Below are 17,034 nucleotides of genomic sequence, written 5' to 3'. Positions count from 1 at the left end.
CGGATCGCTTATCTTGCCTCCCGAGGATGGTGACGGGTGCTGGCGGCCGATCACGCCTCCCTTCTCGGCGCGGTCCTTCCCTGTACACCGCAACGCGCGGAACGTCGCGCACCGCTGCCGCCGTACCTGCCTTCGCGCACGCGCGCGCTAGTTCGTTCTCCGATCGCGCGACCAGAACGTTCGCGCGACACAGCAACGGGAGAACCCGAACATGATCCGCACCACCCTCCTGGCCTTCGCCGCCTCCACCGCCCTGGCGGTTCCCGCCATCGCCCAAGAAGGCGACATCGTCGCCGTCGCGACCGAGGCGGGCGACTTCTCGACACTCCTGGCTGCCGCCGAAGCCGCCGGCCTGGTCGAGACACTTCAGAGCGGAGGCCCGTTCACCGTCTTCGCGCCTACGGACGAGGCGTTCGCCGCGCTACCCGAAGGCACCGTCGACACCCTCCTCATGGACGAGAACCAGGATCAGCTCACTAAGATCCTGACCATGCACGTCGTGCCGGGCACCGTGATGTCGGGCGACCTTTCTGACGGGATGACCGCGACCAGCGTCGAAGGCACCGACTTGGCCATCAGCTCGACCGACTCGGGCTTCGCCGTGAACGGCGCCAACATCGTCACGCCGGACATCGAGACATCGAACGGCGTGATCCATGTGATCGATGCGGTGATCCTGCCCGAAGACATGGATGACATGGACGGCGACGACATGTCAGACGACTGAGCCGGCACGCCGGCCCCGTACCGGCATGGCTTCGAGCGGAAGGGGCGTCCTGCGGGGCGCCCCTTCTTTCTTTGCGCGGGCCGCTGCCCCCGGGCCGGGACCGTCCGCGCCGATCCGCCCAAATGCGCTCGGCACGGTTTTGCCCGGCGGTGCGGCGCCCAGATGGCCGCGCGATAACGGCGGCGCCCGGCCCGAAAACCTACCGCCCCGGGCGCGCCGTTCCGCATCCCCGCCCGGCGTGTTCAAAGGGTCCAGCGCCTCGGAAGGGGACCCCCTGGCGCCATCTCGCAACCGCAACGGAAGGGAATAACCATGCGGAACACCATGATCATCACGGCGGCCCTCGCCGCCCTCGGCACCGCCGCCCTCGCGCAGGACATGGATGCGGACGGCGACGGCCTCGTCACCTGGGACGAGCTGTCGGCCGCCATGCCGGACGTGACGGAGGAGACGTTCACCCTCGCCGACACGAACGTGGACGGCAGCCTCGACGCCGACGAGTATCAGGCGGCGGTCGACGCCGGACTGATCCCGGCCGCCACCGAGTAGGCGATCGGGAGGGAAGGGTCCGGGCCTCCCTAGCCCGGGCCCGGCGGCGGCCCTGAGGGACCGAGGTCCCCCGGGACCGAAGGGTCGCCGTCATCGGGACAGGAGCGCGCCCCGCCGGACCATCCGGCGGGGCGCGTGCCGTTCAGGGGGCCGCGGACGGCCATCGCCCCCATTCGGCGAGAAGGGCCCCGCCGGTCTCCCGGCGGGGCCCTCCGCGGTCTAGAGGCAGGTTCAATGCACCACCGCGTCCCGCGGCGTGTCGCGCTCGGACGTGCTGACCCGGTCGCCCACGATCAGCCCGTCCGGACCAGCGGTGACGGGTACCGCGTCCCCGTCCCGCACGTCGCCCGCGAGGATCATCTCGGCCAACCTGTCCTGCAGGCTGCGCTGGATCACCCGCTTGAGGGGCCGCGCGCCGTAGACCGGGTCGTACCCCTCGTCGGCCAGCCATGTCTTCGCGCCCTCGTCCAACTCCAGCCGGACGTCGCGCTCCGTCAGCCGGCGCCGCAGCCGCCGCAGCTGGATCTCTACGATGCCGTCCATGTCACCGCGCGTCAGCCGGTCGAAGATCACCGTCTCATCCAGGCGGTTCAGGAACTCGGGCCGGAAGTGGGCCCGCACCGCGTCCATCACGTCGCGCCTGGCATCGGCCGCGTCCGCCCCTTCCGGCAGCTGGCTCAGCGCCTGCGACCCGAGGTTCGAGGTCAGCACGATCAGGGTCTGCTTGAAGTCGACCGTCCGCCCCTGCCCGTCCGTCAGCACGCCGTCGTCCAGCACCTGCAGCAGGACGTTGAACACGTCCGGGTGCGCCTTCTCGACCTCGTCGAAGAGGACGACCTGATAGGGCCGGCGCCGCACGGCTTCGGTCAGCACCCCGCCCTCGTCATAGCCCACGTAGCCCGGGGGAGCCCCGATCAGCCGCGCGACCGCGTGCTTCTCCATGAATTCCGACATGTCGATGCGGACCATCGCGGAGTCGTCGTCGAACAGGTACTCGGCCAGGGACTTCACCAACTCGGTCTTGCCCACGCCGGTCGGCCCTAGGAACAGGAAGGACCCCAGGGGACGGTTCTCGTCCTGCAGACCAGCCCGCGCGCGGCGCACCGCGTTCGACACGGCCCGCACAGCATCCTTCTGCCCGATCACGCGTCGGCCGAGCTCCTCCTCCATCTTGAGGAGCTTCTCGCGCTCGCCCTCCAGCATCTTCGAGGTGGGTATGCCGGTCCAGCGCTCGACCACCTGGGCGATGTTCTCGGGGCGCACGGCCTCCTCGACGATCTGGTCCTCGCGCGACTCGGCCGCTTCGAGGGACTTCTCCAGCCCCGGGATCACGCCGTAGGACAGTTCGCCCGCCTTGGCGAGGTCGCCCTCGCGCTTAGCGATCTCCAGGTCCGCGCGGGCCCGGTCCAGCCTCTCCTTCAACTCTCGCGCGCCCTCGCGCGATGCCCTCTCGGCTTCCCAAGAGGCGGTCATCTCGGTCGACCGCTCCTCCAGCTCGGCGAGCTCGGCGTTCAGCTTGTCCAGCCGCTGCGCGGAGGCTTCGTCGTCCTCTTTCTCCAGGGCGGCCGCCTCGATCCGCTTCTGCAGGATCTCGCGGTCGAGCGCGTCCAGCGCCTCGGGCTTGGAATCCACCTCCATCCGCAGGCGCGACGCGGCCTCGTCCATCAGGTCGATCGCCTTGTCGGGCAGGAAGCGGTCCGTGATGTAACGGTTGCTGAGCTGAGCGGCCGCGACGAGGGCGCTGTCGGCAATCCGCACGCCGTGGTGCAGCTCGTACTTCTCCTTGATGCCGCGCAGGATGCTGACCGTGTCCTCGACCGTCGGCTCCTCCACCATCACGGGCTGGAAGCGCCGGGCCAGTGCGGCGTCCTTCTCGACGTGCTTGCGGTACTCGTCCAGCGTGGTCGCCCCGACGCAGTGAAGCTCGCCCCGCGCCAAGGCGGGCTTGAGGAGGTTCGAGGCGTCCATCGCCCCGTCCGCCTTCCCGGCCCCGACCAGCGTGTGCATCTCGTCGATGAAGAGGATGATCTCACCCGCGGCGGCGGTGACCTCGCTCAGGATGGCCTTCAGCCGCTCCTCGAACTCGCCCCGGTACTTCGCGCCGGCGATGAGGGCGCCCATATCGAGGGCCATAAGCCGCTTGTTCCGCAGGGATTCCGGCACGTCGCCGTCCACGATCCGCAAGGCGAGGCCTTCGGCGATCGCCGTCTTGCCCACGCCGGGCTCGCCGATCAGCACGGGGTTGTTCTTCGTACGCCGCGAGAGGACCTGCATCGCGCGCCGGATCTCGTCGTCGCGCCCGATGATGGGGTCGATCTTGCCCTCGCGGGCCCGCTCGGTCAGGTCCAGCGCGTACTTCTTCAGCGCCTCGTAGCCCTCCTCGGCGGAGGCCGAGTCGGCGGTGCGGCCCTTGCGGATGTCGTTGACGGCCTCGTTCAGCTTCTGCGGGGTGACGCCGGCGCCGTCCAGCGCGTCCTTCGCGGCCGAACGCACCATGCCCAGCGCCATGAGGATGCGCTCCACGGGAACGAAGCTGTCGCCGCCCTTCTTCGCGAGCTGCTCGGCCTGGTCGAGGATCTTCACCATCGCCTGATCCACGTAGGGCTGCGCATCGCCCGAAACCTTGGGCAGCTTGCCCACGGCGGCGTCCGCCCCCTCGGCAGCGCGGGCCGGATCGCCCCCCGCCGCGCGGATCAGGTTGGCGGCCATGCCCTGATCGTCGTCCATCAGGACCTTCAGAAGGTGCTCCGGCATCAGGCGCTGATGACCCTCGCGCATCGCGACGGTCTGGGCAGCCTGGATGAAGCCCTTCGAGCGTTCGGTGAACTGCTCGAGATTCATGTGTAGTCCTCCATCAAGCGCCCGGTCCTGCGACGCCCTCTTCGGAGGCACGCCCATCGGCCCGGGCCTTCTTTCGTCTCCTTTCCCAGATGGGATGCGGACGGCATCCTCTCAAGCCCGTCGGCGCATGGAAGGCGCGCAAAGAAGGGGAAGACGAGAAAGGGCGGCCGTAGCCGCCCCTCTTCCACCCGATCCCACAGCTATCCTAGGGCTATTCGGCGGTGAACGGGTCGTCGTCCTCGCCCTCGGGCCCGCTCGGGGTGGGCACCACGGGAGCGGTGGTCCCATCCGGGTCCACCACGATGTCCGACTGATCCAGATCGTCCACCGTGACGCCGTCGCCACCGCCCTCCAGCCGCTCCTGCTCGGCGTCGTCGATCAGGACGACTTCGCCGTCGCCCGCCTCGTCACCCTCGACGGGCGCCTCGTTCGACGCGGGATCGGTGCCCGGCCCCACGGCCTCGACGCCCGCCGGCTCGACCTCGATGCCCTCTTCGCGCTCCGAGAAGGCCTGTTCGGTGGTGCCGTCGGGGCCGTCGGCGTCCTCGCCGGTGCGGACGGTCACGTCATCCGTGTTGTAGGTCGTGTCGGGATCGGGCTCGCCGACGACGATGGGGGCCGTGGCGTCCGTCTCCTCCACGCCAGCCGAGTCGACGGGCACGCCCGCGCCGTCTCCGGCGAGATCCTCGCCAGCCTCGCGGCCCGCGAGAAGGACGATCGTCAGCAGCAGGAACACCCCCGCGCCGAGGATCAGGATCATCCAGAACACGCTCATCCCGCGATCCGCGCGGCGCAGCTTCAAGTCCATGCCCGCCATCGGGTCTCCTCTCTCCGCTCGGGCCTCCAACCGGCGAACCCCCGGGGGGTTCCAGCAGGCAGTCCCGCCATCGCCAAGGGGGGAACCCCCTCCCTCCCTTCGCGTTCATCGCCGAAGGAAGGGAACTCCACCAGAACGGGACCGCGATGCGCATCATACACGCGACGATCCTCGAGACCGCTCCGGCGGACGACATGGGGCGGGCGACGGGCCTCGTCCACCTGAAATGGCAGCCCGCGCCCGGCGCCCCTGTCCGAGAGGAGGCCATCCGCACCACTGCCGCCCTAGATGATCCCAAGGGGCGCGATCTGCGCACGGCTCTGGTGGCGGGGGCCTTCGCGGCAATGGTCGAAGGCGCCCGCGCCGCCTGAGCCGCATCGCTTGACCGGGGCCGGGCCGGCCGGCAAAGCGCGCCGAGCCGGACCGGCTGGGAAAGGGGCGCATCGTGGACGACAGGCTGATCGTGGCGCTCGACCTGCCGGACGCCTTCTCCGGGCTCGCGATGGTCGAGCGGATCGGCCCGGCCGCCTCCTTCTACAAGGTCGGCCTCGGGATGCTGACGGGCGGCGGCCTCGCCCTCGCGGGCGAACTGAAGGAGGCGGGGCACCGCGTCTTCCTCGACATGAAGCTCTTCGATATCGGCGCCACGGTCGAGGCCGCCGTGCGTGGCTTGGTCCGTTGGGAGCCGGACCTTCTCACGGTGCATGGCGACCCGCACGTCGTGCGCGCCGCGCTGGAGGGGCGCGGCGACGCGCCGACGCGCATCCTGGCGGTGACCGTTCTGACCTCGCTCGACCGTGCCGACTTGGACGAGGGAATGACCGTGCCGGGCTCCCCCGGCGAGATCGCGGTCGAGCGTGCGCGCCGCGCCCTCCGAGCAGGCGCGGACGGGGTCGTCTCCTCACCGGAGGAGGCTGCCGCCATCCGCGCCCTCCCCGAGGCCGACGGCCGTCTGATCGTCACTCCCGGCGTGCGTCCCGCAGGCGCCATGCCCGGCGACCAGAAGCGCGTGGCCACTCCCGCTCAGGCCATCTCGGCGGGTGCCGACCATGTGGTCGTCGGCCGCCCCATCCGCGACGCCGCCGACCCCCGCGCTGCCGCCGAGGCGATCCAGGGAGAGATCGCCTCTCCCCAGGCGAGACACCCGAACCGGTAGAGCCGACGCCGCGGCGCTCCCTGGGATACTGGTTCGGCGGGCAGTACCCGGTAGGGCTGACGCCGTCCCGCGCCGCGTCGGCGCCCCCGAGCCCCTCTGGTCAAAGCGCTAGAGATGCGGCGTCCGCCTCGCAGGCTGGCGCCCGGTATGGCGGATCCGTCGGCATCGTCCGGGTGGGTGACCGCGCACCTCGGCCCCGGCGATGATCCCTCCGCCGACTGCGCAACCACGTCGCGGGCCCCTCCTCAGGCCGCGCGCATCCCTGCGGCCGCGGGCTGCCGCGCATCACCTATCCGGGCGTCCACCGCCGCCGCGATCACCGCGCCCGTCGCCGCCGAGAGGGTCCAGCCGAGGTGCCCGTGCCCGGTGTTGTAGAACACCCCCGGGTTCCTGCCCGGACCGACCCGCGGCATCATGTCCGGCATCATCGGGCGCAATCCGGCCCAGGGCACCACCGCCTCCGTCGAGACTTCGGGGAAGTGCCGCTCGACCCAGGCGGTCAGGGGGGCGATCCGGCCCATGCGGATGTCACGGTCCTCGCCCGCGAACTCCGCGGTGCCGGCGATGCGGAACCGGCCCTCGCCCAGGCGCGCGGTCACGATCTTAGCCTTGTCGTCCAGCAGCGATACCCGCGGCGCGGCCGCGCGGCTCGCCTCGTCGTCCAGGTTCACGGTAATCGAGTAGCCCTTCACCGGATAGACGTTCACCCGGTCCCCCAGGCGTCGCGCCAGCGCCCTGCTGCCCACCCCTGCCGCGATCACCACCGCGTCGAATGCCTCCGTCCGTCCGGCCCGGTCGATCTCGACCCCTCCGCCCGGCCGGGGCCGCACGTCGTCCACCGGCGCGCCGTAGAGGAACCGAACGCCCCGCCCCTCCAGCCAGTCGGCCACGCCGGCCGTGAACTTGTGGATGCAGCCCGTCGCGTCGCTCTCCGTCCAGAAGCCGCCCACGGTGTCGGCGACGAGGCGCGGCTCGCAGGCCCGCACCTCCTCGGCGCTCAGCTCGCGCCGCTCCAGGCCACCTTCGGCATAGAGGCGCGTGACCTCGCGCGCGTGCCGCATCTCCCGCTCCGAGCCGTAGAAATGCAGGATGCCGGCGGGCGAGTGGTCGTAGTCCACCCCGGTGCGCGCCTGCATCTCCGCAATCAGGGGCCGGGCGCGCATCGCCATGCGAACCGTCTCGATCGTGTTCTCGCGCCAACGCGGGATGGCCCCGAGGAACTCGAGCATCCAGCCGACCTTGTGCAGGCTTGGCGCCGGGTGGACGAGCAGCGGCGCGTCGCGGCGCAGCATCCAGCGCATCCCCTTCAGCACGGTGCCCCACTGGTTCCAGGTCTCCGCGTTCGACGCCGAGAGCTGGCCGCCATTGGCGAAGGACGTCTCCATCCCCGCATAGCGTTGGCGGTCGGCAACGGTCACCTCGTGCCCCCTCTCCCAGAGGCGATAGGCGGTGTGGATGCCGGCGATGCCGGCCCCGACGACGACAATTCTGGCCATGGGGTACCTCCCGACGATGGCGCAGGCGAGGGCGCTGTCCGCGTCCCCCTCCCTGCCCCCTCCGTCGAAGACCTGAGAGATTCGCAGCGACCCCGACCGTCGGGGCGCGGCTTGCTCCTTCGGTGGCCCCCCGGACGGGAAGGCACTCTTCGGAGTCTCCTCCAACGCGGCGGCCGGTCCTCGGCACCTGAGAGTTTCCGGGGCGGTTGCTCCTTCGGCGGCCCCTCTTTCCCGTGGGGCGCTCTCCCGGCCGTCGCTGAAGATAAGCTAGGCCGAAGCCGCCGCCCGATCCACCGAAATCGTGCCTTCCGGGGCGGAGGCGACTTCTCTTCGGGCGCGCGGCAGGTAATGCCAGGGCATGCCCGCCGACACGCACGACGCCGTCCTCTCCTTCTACCGCGTCCGCCAAGCGATGGGCGCGATCGGGATCGTGGTGCCGGTGCTGCTGGTGGGCCTCTCGCTTGCGGGATACGCGCCCCTGCCGCCCGCGCTCTCGGACTACTACCATACGCCGCTGCGGGATCTGTTCGTCGGTACCATGGTCAGCCTGGGGGTGTTCCTCCTGACCTATCTCGGCCACCGCGAGATCAACGGCATCGTCACGGACAGGACCGTCTCGACCGCCGCGGGCCTCGGCGCGATCGGCATCGCGCTTGCCCCGAACCGGACGCTCGATCCATGCTTGCCCGTGCCGATCCTCATGCAGACGGACCTGATGGCGGCGATCCACGTCCTGTCGGCAGGGGTGTTCCTCGGGGCGACGGCGGTGTTCTGCCTCGTGCTCTTCCCGCGCGCGGGCCGCACGGTCCCGACGCCGGGCAAGCGCAGGCGCAACCAAGTCTATCGTCTTTGCGGGTGGGCGATCCTCCTCTCGCTCGCGGGGCTTGGGGCCTACTTCCTCGCGTTGGGGCCGGAGGCGCGCTGCGCGATCAGGGACCTTCGTCCCGTCCTGTGGCTCGAGGTGGTGACGGTCCTCGCCTTCGGCGTGGCCTGGCTGGTGAAGGGCCGCGGCATCCGCGCCCTGAACGACGATCGTCACGACCCGCGCGACATGCCCCCGCCCCGGGACGGCTGATCAGGAGGCGCGCGAGCTCGCGGGCGCCGAAGGGGCGGCCGGACCCCTACATGCCGACGGCGCCCCCCGATACGGGGCGACCGCTGCTCTCCGGCCTTCGCATGGCCTTCCGACTCAGCCCCTGCGGGCATAGCCTGCCGCCATGCCCGCCCTGTGTCGCGACTGCCTCTCCACCCAGACCGGCGCGCCACGCCGCTGCCCCGCCTGCGGAGGGGTTCGGATGCTGTCCCACCCCGAGCTCTTCACCCTCTCGGTCGCGCACATGGACTGCGACGCCTTCTATGCCTCCGTCGAAAAGCGCGACGAACCCTCCCTACGCGACAAGCCGGTCATCGTCGGCGGCGGGCGGCGCGGCGTCGTCACGACGGCCTGCTACATCGCCCGCATCCGGGGCGTGCGTTCCGCCATGCCGATGTTCCAGGCCCTGCGCCTCTGCCCCGAAGCGGTGATCGTAAAGCCCAGCTTCCCCAAATACGTCGAGGCGTCCCGGGCCATCCGGACCATGATGGATGACATGACCCCCGCGATCGAGCCCCTTTCGCTCGACGAGGCGTTCCTCGACCTTGGGGGGACCGCGCGGTTGCACGGCGCGCCGCCAGCAGTGACGCTCTGCCGCCTCCTGAACCGGATGGAGGGGGAGCTGGGCCTCTCCGGCTCGGTCGGCCTCAGCCACAACAAGTTCCTCGCGAAGCTGGCGTCGGATCTCGACAAGCCGCGCGGCTTCTCCGTGATCGGCGCGGCCGAGACGGAGCGCGTCCTAGCCCCCCTGCCTGTCGCGAAGATCTGGGGCGCGGGGCCAGTCATGCAGGGCCGGCTCGAGAAGGCGGGCGTGCGGACCTTCGCGGATCTGCGCCGCTGGGACCCGCGCGACCTCGCCGCGCGCTTCGGCTCAGGGGGCGAGCGACTGGCCGACCTCTCGCGCGGGATCGACCGGCGGGCGGTGAAGCCCGACCGGGCGGCCAAGTCCATCTCGAACGAGACGACCTTCACAGAGGACACGGCCGACCCGGAGGTGCTCGACGGGCACATCTGGCGCATGGCCGACAAGGTTGCAGGCCGCGCGAAGGCCAAGGGGCTGGCGGGGCGGGTAGTGATGCTGAAGCTCAAGCGCGCGAACCACGCGCTGCTGACGCGGCGGGTGACGCTGCCCGCGCCGACCCAGCTCGCCGACGCGATCTACCGTCACGCCCGCGCCCTCTTCGACGAGACGCCGCAGGACGGGCCCTACCGCCTCCTCGGGGTCGGCATCGCCGAGATCGTCCCCGAGGCGCTGGCCGATAGGACCGGCGACCTGCTCGATCCTGCCGCGCCCCGACGTGCCGCGGCCGAACGGGCGACGGATGCGATCCGCGCCCGCTTCGGCGAGACCGCGATCCAGAAAGGCCGCGCGCTGCGCTAAGGGGCGCGGGCCATCCGCGGAGAGGCCGGTTCGAACCGAACCACGCGAGGCGGCGGACCGCGACGGATCCCAGCCGCTCCGGCAGGAGCCGCGGGGAGGGCCTGCATCTCCACCCCCGGACGGTTTGGCCTCAGATCCGCACGGGCACGGTCCGGCAGCCGCGCGGCGGCCCCGGTCGCATGGCCCTGGCGTCAACACGTGGGGTTGAACGGGAAGGACGGCTCTGCCGCGCCCCGCGTCGCCCGGAAGGCGCGTGGCGGCGAAGGGGTCGCGCGGCGCGAGCGAGCCGATCGGAAATCGCTCCGTCTGCAATCGCCCCGCTTCGCAAAACCGTCCGCTGGAACCCCAGCCACCGGGCCGCAGGGGCGTGCGCCCGCCGGTGAGGCGGCGGATCGGCGGCCGATCAGCGGCGGGCCGCCTTCCACACGATCTCGCAGGGCCAACGCTTCGCCCATTCGGCGGGACAGTCGAACTCGGCCCCGGCCGCATCCCGGGGGGCGTAGAGCTCGAGCAGCCCCTCGACGGCGAAGCCAGCCCGCCGGATGGCGGCGAACCAGTCCGCGGGGTTCAGCGCGAACTCGACGCAACCGTCCGCCTTCCAATGGGTCGCTCGCATTCCTCGCCAAGGGCGGTGGAGGCTTTCGGAGACGGGGCCGTCGTCCGGCGGGCTTGCGGCGACGGTCAGCGGATGGGCGCAGAGGAAACGCAGATGCCCCCCGGGACGCAGAAGACGCGCGGCCTCCGCCAACCAGAGGTCCGGGTCGCACCAGGTGGACGCGCCGTACTCGCTGATCGCGAGGTCGAAGGCGCCGGCGGGCAGGCCCGTCTCCTCGGCGTTGGCCTCGAGGAAGGCGATGTCCGCCGCGTGCCGTTCCGCCAGACATCGCGCGGTCGCGAGCTGGGCGGCCGACTGGTCCACCGCCGTCGCCCGCGCCGCGCCCGCCCGCAGCGCCCAACCCGAGACATAGCCGGTGCCGCAGCCCAGTTCGACGAGTTCGGCGCCCGCCGCGCCCTCCAGCATCCCGACCTCGGCCTCGGGTCTTTCCCATATGCCCCAGACGGGGTCACGCGCCCATTCACGCGCGCCGCGCGCGGCCCAGGCTGCGGCCTCGGCGTTCCAGTAGTCGCGGTTCAGGGAAAGGTGATCGGCCACGTGGCCGCCATAGCCTATTGCGCGGCCAGCGACACCTGCCGGCGCCCGATGTCGCAGATATCCCGCGCCACGCGGGCGAGGATGGCCCGGACCAGGTGGAAGCGCCCGTTCGGCTGGATGAGCGACTCGTCCATGTAGAGTGATCGGTCTATCTCGATCTGGAGGGCGTGCCGTCCGCGCGCGGGATGACCGTAGCGCTGCACGATGTAGGCGCCCGCGAAGGGCGCGTTGCGGGCCACGCGCAGCCCCTCGGCCTGGAAGCGCGCCTCGATCCGGTCGACGATCCCGCTGCCGGCGCTGGCGCCGAAGCGGTCGCCGAGGACGACCTCCGGCTTGCCGCCCGGCACGCCCTCGATCGCCTCGTGCGGCATGGAATGGCAGTCGATCAGGATCGCCTCGCCGAAGGCCTCGTGCGCCTCCTCGAGAAGGCCTGTCAACGTCGCGTGATAAGGTCGCCAATGATTCTCCAGCCGGCCCTTCGCAGCGCGCATCCCGATCTTGCCGCGATAGATCGCCCGCCCGCCCGCCACCACGCGCGGGATCACCCCCAGGCCCGAGGCGACGCGCGGGTTGTGCGCGATCCGCCCGACCCCGGTGACAAGGACGGGGTCGAGCTCGCCCTCGTCGCGGTTGAAGTCGACGTAGGCCCGCGGCGCCAGTGCGCAGAGCAGCGGCGCGCCGTGGCGGGTCGCGTCTCCCCAGAGCTCGTCCACGAACGCGTCCTCGGACGAGCGGATCGCCCGCCGGTCCAGGACGCTGTCCCTCAGGAAGCCGGCCGGGTAGTTCCGGCCCGAGTGCGGCGAGGCGAAGACCGCCGCGGTGTCGCGGCGCGCCGGCATCTGCAGATCGTAAGCGGGCTGGACCACGGTCGCGCGTCTCCTCGGGGGCGGAGGATAGCGCGCCGCGCCCCGGCTCCAAACCCACTTGCGAGCCGAACCGTTCCCCGCTAGAGGCGGCCACCTGACGCGGTCGGCCTTCCTCGCGATGCGATCCCAGATAGGGATACATGGTTGGGGCGGTAGTCCGCAGACGGTGGAAATCGGGCGATTAGCTCAGCGGTAGAGCACTTCGTTGACATCGAAGGGGTCACTGGTTCGATCCCAGTATCGCCCACCACCGACGGTTTCGCGCGCCTCCCTGCACGGAGGCGCCTTGGTTCGGGATGATGGCGCGCCCAGCGCCGGACATGAGGAGATGAGGCCATGAAGGTCCGCAACTCGCTCCGATCGCTGAAGAACCGGCACCGCGACTGCCGCGTGGTGCGCCGCAAGGGCCGGGTCTACGTGATCAACAAGACGCAGCGTCGCTTCAAGGCCCGCCAGGGCTGAGGCTTCGCATCGCCGCAAGGCTTCGGGGGCACCATTCTCACGGATGGTGCCCCTCTTCGTTCGGCCGGCGGCCGCCTTGCCGCTAGCGCAGGGCGTCCAGGATCGCTCCGGCCAGGTCCCCTTGCGAGACGTAGCCCGTTCCCGTCCGTCCCTGAGCCCGCTGCCATGCGGCGATGGCGGCCCGCGCGGCCCCGTCGAAGCTGCCGTCGACAGAGCCGGGGTCGAAGCCCTCCTGCGCGAGCCTCAGCTCGATGAGGCGGCGCGCGATCGCGTCGAGGCCGAGCGCCTCCTCGCCCGCCGCCGCCCGCTCCTCCGCCGGATCGGGGAGCTGCGGCGCCAAAGGGGGAGGCTGGATCACGGGTCCGTCGTCCCGGCCGCCGAGGCGGGCGATGGCGGCTCGCGCATCGGCCGCGAAGAACCCCTCTTCGCCGAAGCGCGCGAGATAGGCGCCGTAGGCGGCCACCGTGTCCGCACGGGCTGCCCGGCGCCAGGCGAGGCCTTCGGCCCGGCTCACCCCCTCCGCTGCCTCGAGCGCGCGAAGGCTGCGTTCGGCCCGGCGGGCCAGCTCGCCTTCGGGGTAGCGCTCGAGGAACCGCATCAGGGCATCGATCGTGCCAAGGGCGGTCATCTCGTCGAAGAAGGCCCCCTCCCCGGCGGCACGCTCCAGCCGCTCCAGCGCCTCGCGGGCCTCGGCCGCGAAACGGCCCTCCGGGAAACGAGCGAGATAGGCGCGGTAGCCGGCCTCCGTGGCCGGAGTGTCCGCCCAGAGCCGGGCGTCTTCGGAGGCGCGGCGCGCGCGCTCGGCATCCGCGGCACGGCCCAGGGCCAGAAGCTGCGGCGCGTCGAGGAAACCCGTCCGCTCCAGCCCGCGCCCGCGTTGCCAGGCGCGGATCGCGGCGCGGGTGCCCGGCCCGAAGACGCCGTCGATGCCGCGGGTATCGAAGCCCAGTACGACGAGGTCCGACTGAACCTCGCGCCGGGCCCCCGGGTCCAGCGCCAGCGCCGTCTCCGCCGCCTCAGCGCGCGAGGTCGGATCGGCGCGGAGCGCGGCGAGACGCGCACGTGCTTCGGCGGCGAAGCGGCCCGAAGGATGATCGCGCAGGAAGGTGAGGTAGGCCGCCTCCGTTCCGGCGGCCGACGCCCGCGTCCAAGCGTCGGCTTCGCGCGCGGCGGCGTTCGGAACGGTCGATCCGGCCAAGGCGATGCCTTCGGGCGGCAGGCCGGACGCACGACCCCCGGCAGCGCGGACATCCTGCGCCCCGAGGGTTCCGTCCCCGCGCAACGCGCGGAGGATCACGCCGCCGACCTCGTCCGCGGAAAGGAGAGCGGTCGGAACCTCGGCCCCGGCGGGCAGCGTGCCCGTGCCGTAGGAGAGGAGCGATCCCGGGCGGCCGGTACCCTCCTCATGGCCAAGAATCAGCATCCCCGGCTCGGCCCCGGCGAGAACGGCCGCCCGGAGGGGGGCCATCGCCAGCCCCGTCTCCTGCGCCTCGCCCAGAGAGGTGGGAACGCCGGCCGCCGTCGGCAGCAGCCATCGATCCGGCCCGGTCGTGACGAAGCGTCCCAGCGCGACGACGCTGGCGCGATCGGCACGGCCGGCGGCTTCGGCAAAGCGCAAGGCAGCCCGCTCCAGCTCGGGCTTGGCGGGGTTCACCAGGGCGGTGACGGCCATGCCCCGCGCCTCCAGCACGCGCTGCAGGCGCAGCACCTCGAAAGCGATGTCGCCGAAGTCGGCGTCCCGTTCCTCCGCCCCGATCAGGAGGACCGCGGCGCGATCCTGCGCGGCGGCGTGCTGCGCCATCACCAGCGCTAGAAGGACGAGGGCGAGGCGGATCATCGGCTGGTCTCCGGCGGTGGTCTTGCGCGTCGATCCTAGCCCGTTCGGCGCCGGCGTCACAGGCCCGCTTCAGCGGCGCACGGCCCACGCGCCGACGAAGCAGGCCACCGCGAGGGCAGCGATCAGAAGGACGTGGCCCCACTGGGTGACGATCACGGCGGTGCCGCCGGGCTGGGGGACGGTCTCGCGCACCCCGCCGAGGCCCGCCGCGAGGACTAGGATCAACCCGCCCACGAGGAGAAGGCCCGCCGTGCTCAGGAGCGATGATATCCAGCCTCGCACCATTCCCCTCCCGGAGCCCCACCCGCGGCACCTGCCACCTCAGGCGCGGGGGTCCCGCTCGCCCGCGCCGGTGGCCGGCTCCGAGGGAACGGGGTCGTCCTCCCGCGATTCGCGCTCGAGTGCGGGCTCGACGTCGTCGTAGCCACTGCCCCCGTCGATGCCGGGGTTCGGCCCCGTCGCCGCGGGGCAGGTGCAGTCCGACAGCAGTTCGAGCGCCTTCTCGGACATTTCGCCCGCCGGCTGTTCCTCCAAGGCGGACTTGGCAGCCCTGAGGCCCCAGTCGATGTCGCCGTCGACATAGGCGGGCCGGCCAGCCCCCTCGCCCAACTCACCGCCCCTGGCATCGCGTGACTGACGCGCGACGCGGGCGAAGGCGGAAAGGGCCGCTTCCCGCTCGTTGACGCGCAACTCGTCGAGGTCCTCCGGCGTGAAGGCGCGGAGGCGGTCGATCATGTAGTCGGGGATGCCCCGATCCTCGCCCAGGATGTCGGCGAGGGTCTTCTTCAGCCAGGTCTCGTGCTTGGACATGGGTTACTCCCGTGGTGTGCACGGAGCCAACGGGCCAGGGCGTGTTCGGGTCCGGTATGCCGGCAGGACGACTATCGCCCGAAGAGGCGCTCGACATCCGCGAGGGGCAGCTCGACCCAGGTCGGTCGCCCGTGATTGCAGGTGGCAGACGCGGGCTCCGCCTCCATCGCGCGCAGGAGGGCGTTCATCTCCGCCCCCGACAGGCCGCGTCCCGAGCGGACCGAGCCGTGGCAGGCGATGGTCGCCGCCAACGCATCGAGCCGCGCCTCGAGCGCGGCGGGCGGCATGCCCTCGGCGATCTCGTCCGCGACGTCCCGCAGGATCGCGCCGGGATCCGCCCCGCCCAGCTCGGCCGGCACCTCGCGCACCGCGAGCGCGCCCGGACCGAAAGGCTCCACCACGAGGCCAAGCGCGGCAAGGGCCTCCGCGTGGGCAAGGACGGCCTCCGCCTCGGCCAGTTCGACCACCTCGGGGATGAGCAGGGCCTGCCGCCGGACGCCGCCCTCGCGCCGCTGGCGCTTCAAGCGCTCGTAGACCAGCCGCTCGTGGGCGGCGTGCTGGTCCACGAGGACTACGCCCCGTTCGGTCTGCGCCACGATCCAGTTGCCGTGAAGCTGTGCCTTTGCCGCCCCCAGACGGCCCGCGGTCGCCTCCTCCGAAGGCGGCATGCGGCCGGGGCTTTCCTCCATGCGTGCGGCGGGACCTTCGGCGAAGGCGAAGCCTTGCGCCCGGTCCCGTCCCGCACGGTCCATCTCGTAGACCGGGGCGCCGGGCGCGGGCGCCGCCGCTCGTCCCAGGATGCCCGCCGACAACGCCCGATCCGACCGATGCCCTGCCTGCGCGAGCGCGTGCCGGACGGCGCCGACCAGCAGCCCCCGTGCGACGCCCGGCTCGCGAAAGCGCACCTCGGACTTGGCGGGGTGCACGTTGCAATCGACGAGGCGCGGCTCGCAGGAGAGGAAGAGGGCGCAGGCCGGGTGCCGCCCGCGCGGCATCGCGTCCCCATAGGCTGCCCTGAGGGCCCCCGAAAGCAGCCGGTCCACGACGGGCCGCCCGTTCACGAAGAGGAACTGCCGTGCCGCCGTGCCTCGCGTGAAGGTGGGCAGCCCCGTCAAACCCGTCAGCCGCAGGCCCTCGCGCTCGGCCTCCACCGTCGCGGCGTCCTCGCGGAAACCCGCGCCGACGACCCGCGCGGCGCGGGCGGAGAGGTCCTCGGGCGGGGCGCGGAACGCCTCGCGTCCCGTGGCGCGGTCCGTGAGGACGAAGGCGACCCCGGGGGCCGACAGGGCGAGCCGCCGGATCGCGTCCGCGATGGCCTGCGCCTCCGCACGGGGGGAGCGCAGGAACTTCAGCCGCGCCGGCGTAGCCCGAAAGAGACCGCGGATCGTGACCACGGTGCCGGGCGGCGTCCCCGCGGGGCGGGGCCCCTCGATCCGCCCCCCGTCGCAGAGGATCGACGCCCCCTCGCCCCCCTCGCGCCGGGAGGCGATCTCGAGCCGTCCGACCGCGCCGAGGGAAGGCAGCGCCTCGCCTCGGAAGCCGAAGGACCGAATGTCGAAGAGATCGCCCCCTGGCAGCTTCGAGGTGGCGTGCCGCGAGAGCGCGAGCGGCAGGTCCGCTGCGTCCATCCCGCAACCGTCGTCCGAGACCCGGATCAGCGCCTTGCCGCCGTCCTCGTACTCGACCTCCACGCGGGTCGCCCCGGCGTCGAGGGCGTTCTCGACCAGCTCCTTCACGGCCGAGGCCGGGCGCTCGACCACCTCGCCGGCGGCGATGCGGTTGACCTGCCCGGCGTCGAGCTGCCGGATCTCGCGCGGGAGGGGGAGGAGGGGCGCGTTCATGCCCG

16 protein-coding genes, 1 tRNA gene and 2 riboswitches are annotated in these 17,034 nt (G+C 72.0%); of the genes, 8 read left to right on the top strand and 9 right to left on the bottom strand.

Annotation, left to right across the window (positions count from 1 at the left end):
• Window positions 1–211 precede the first annotated feature (211 nt).
• Entirely contained in the window at window positions 212–727 is a 516-nt protein-coding gene (locus BCF33_RS12070) for a fasciclin domain-containing protein (protein ID WP_106161161.1), read from the top strand.
• A gap of 312 nt (window positions 728–1,039) precedes the next feature.
• Window positions 1,040–1,276 carry an EF-hand domain-containing protein gene (locus BCF33_RS12065; RefSeq protein ID WP_106161160.1) on the top strand — a complete coding sequence of 79 codons (237 nt, stop codon included), beginning with the start codon at window positions 1,040–1,042 and terminating at the stop codon, window positions 1,274–1,276.
• 231 nt (window positions 1,277–1,507) lie between these two features.
• On the opposite strand, the gene clpB is transcribed toward BCF33_RS12065, so the two are convergent.
• Both clpB and BCF33_RS12055 read right to left on the bottom strand, forming a co-directional pair.
• Entirely contained in the window at window positions 1,508–4,117 is a 2,610-nt protein-coding gene (gene clpB, locus BCF33_RS12060) for an ATP-dependent chaperone ClpB (RefSeq protein WP_106161159.1), read from the bottom strand.
• 211 nt (window positions 4,118–4,328) lie between these two features.
• A complete protein-coding gene (locus BCF33_RS12055) occupies window positions 4,329–4,925 on the bottom strand; it encodes a hypothetical protein (RefSeq protein WP_158259418.1) in 597 nt (198 codons plus the stop codon).
• 155 nt (window positions 4,926–5,080) lie between these two features.
• On the opposite strand from BCF33_RS12055, the gene BCF33_RS12050 reads away from it, so the two are divergent.
• Both BCF33_RS12050 and pyrF read left to right on the top strand, forming a co-directional pair.
• Window positions 5,081–5,305, top strand: coding sequence for a hypothetical protein (locus tag BCF33_RS12050; RefSeq protein WP_106161157.1), 225 nt, complete (start codon window positions 5,081–5,083; stop codon window positions 5,303–5,305).
• Window positions 5,306–5,379: 74 nt separating this feature from the next.
• Window positions 5,380–6,090 carry an orotidine-5'-phosphate decarboxylase gene (gene pyrF, locus BCF33_RS12045; protein WP_106161156.1) on the top strand — a complete coding sequence of 237 codons (711 nt, stop codon included), beginning with the start codon at window positions 5,380–5,382 and terminating at the stop codon, window positions 6,088–6,090.
• A 245-nt stretch (window positions 6,091–6,335) separates the two neighbouring features.
• On the opposite strand, the gene BCF33_RS12040 is transcribed toward pyrF, so the two are convergent.
• Window positions 6,336–7,586 (bottom strand): D-amino acid dehydrogenase, encoded by a 1,251-nt coding sequence (locus tag BCF33_RS12040; RefSeq protein WP_106161630.1) that lies wholly within the window; start codon window positions 7,584–7,586, stop codon window positions 6,336–6,338.
• A 51-nt stretch (window positions 7,587–7,637) separates the two neighbouring features.
• Window positions 7,638–7,749, bottom strand: a riboswitch (glycine riboswitch).
• A 1-nt stretch (window position 7,750) separates the two neighbouring features.
• Window positions 7,751–7,845: riboswitch (glycine riboswitch) on the bottom strand.
• 99 nt (window positions 7,846–7,944) lie between these two features.
• Between BCF33_RS12040 and BCF33_RS12035 the strand changes: the two genes are divergently transcribed.
• Window positions 7,945–8,661 carry a DUF998 domain-containing protein gene (locus BCF33_RS12035; protein ID WP_106161155.1) on the top strand — a complete coding sequence of 239 codons (717 nt, stop codon included), beginning with the start codon at window positions 7,945–7,947 and terminating at the stop codon, window positions 8,659–8,661.
• 142 nt (window positions 8,662–8,803) lie between these two features.
• Entirely contained in the window at window positions 8,804–10,060 is a 1,257-nt protein-coding gene (locus tag BCF33_RS12030) for a DNA polymerase IV (RefSeq protein ID WP_106161154.1), read from the top strand.
• Between the two features lie 403 nt (window positions 10,061–10,463).
• On the opposite strand, the gene BCF33_RS12025 is transcribed toward BCF33_RS12030, so the two are convergent.
• Together BCF33_RS12025 and BCF33_RS12020 are read right to left on the bottom strand one after the other, a co-directional pair.
• The gene (locus BCF33_RS12025) at window positions 10,464–11,213 is read right to left on the bottom strand and encodes a class I SAM-dependent methyltransferase (protein WP_106161153.1); all 750 of its coding nucleotides are present in this window, start codon (window positions 11,211–11,213) and stop codon (window positions 10,464–10,466) included.
• Window positions 11,214–11,227: 14 nt separating this feature from the next.
• Window positions 11,228–12,079 (bottom strand): N-formylglutamate amidohydrolase, encoded by an 852-nt coding sequence (locus tag BCF33_RS12020; protein WP_106161152.1) that lies wholly within the window; start codon window positions 12,077–12,079, stop codon window positions 11,228–11,230.
• Between the two features lie 175 nt (window positions 12,080–12,254).
• Between BCF33_RS12020 and BCF33_RS12015 the strand changes: the two genes are divergently transcribed.
• Both BCF33_RS12015 and ykgO read left to right on the top strand, forming a co-directional pair.
• Window positions 12,255–12,329: transfer RNA gene (locus BCF33_RS12015), tRNA-Val, on the top strand.
• Between the two features lie 86 nt (window positions 12,330–12,415).
• On the top strand, window positions 12,416–12,541 hold the full coding sequence (ykgO, locus tag BCF33_RS12010; protein ID WP_005850168.1) for a type B 50S ribosomal protein L36: 126 nt from the start codon (window positions 12,416–12,418) through the stop codon (window positions 12,539–12,541).
• An 82-nt stretch (window positions 12,542–12,623) separates the two neighbouring features.
• Here the strand turns inward: ykgO and BCF33_RS12005 are convergent, their stop codons facing one another.
• The 4 genes from BCF33_RS12005 to mutL all read right to left on the bottom strand — a co-directional run bounded on the left by BCF33_RS12005 (window position 12,624) and on the right by mutL (window position 17,029).
• Window positions 12,624–14,378 (bottom strand): peptidoglycan-binding protein, encoded by a 1,755-nt coding sequence (locus tag BCF33_RS12005; RefSeq protein WP_106161151.1) that lies wholly within the window; start codon window positions 14,376–14,378, stop codon window positions 12,624–12,626.
• Between the two features lie 69 nt (window positions 14,379–14,447).
• A complete protein-coding gene (locus BCF33_RS12000) occupies window positions 14,448–14,663 on the bottom strand; it encodes a hypothetical protein (protein WP_106161150.1) in 216 nt (71 codons plus the stop codon).
• A 36-nt stretch (window positions 14,664–14,699) separates the two neighbouring features.
• The gene (locus tag BCF33_RS11995) at window positions 14,700–15,188 is read right to left on the bottom strand and encodes a hypothetical protein (RefSeq protein WP_106161149.1); all 489 of its coding nucleotides are present in this window, start codon (window positions 15,186–15,188) and stop codon (window positions 14,700–14,702) included.
• Between the two features lie 71 nt (window positions 15,189–15,259).
• Window positions 15,260–17,029, bottom strand: a complete 1,770-nt coding sequence (mutL, locus tag BCF33_RS11990; protein ID WP_106161148.1) for a DNA mismatch repair endonuclease MutL — start codon at window positions 17,027–17,029, stop codon at window positions 15,260–15,262.
• Window positions 17,030–17,034 lie beyond the last annotated feature (5 nt).

It is taken from the genome of Hasllibacter halocynthiae, assembly GCF_003003095.1.
Classification (GTDB): Bacteria; Pseudomonadota; Alphaproteobacteria; order Rhodobacterales; family Rhodobacteraceae; genus Hasllibacter; species Hasllibacter halocynthiae.
Note: the sequence above shows the minus strand (reverse complement) of the source record. Positions and strands in the feature narration are given on the sequence as shown.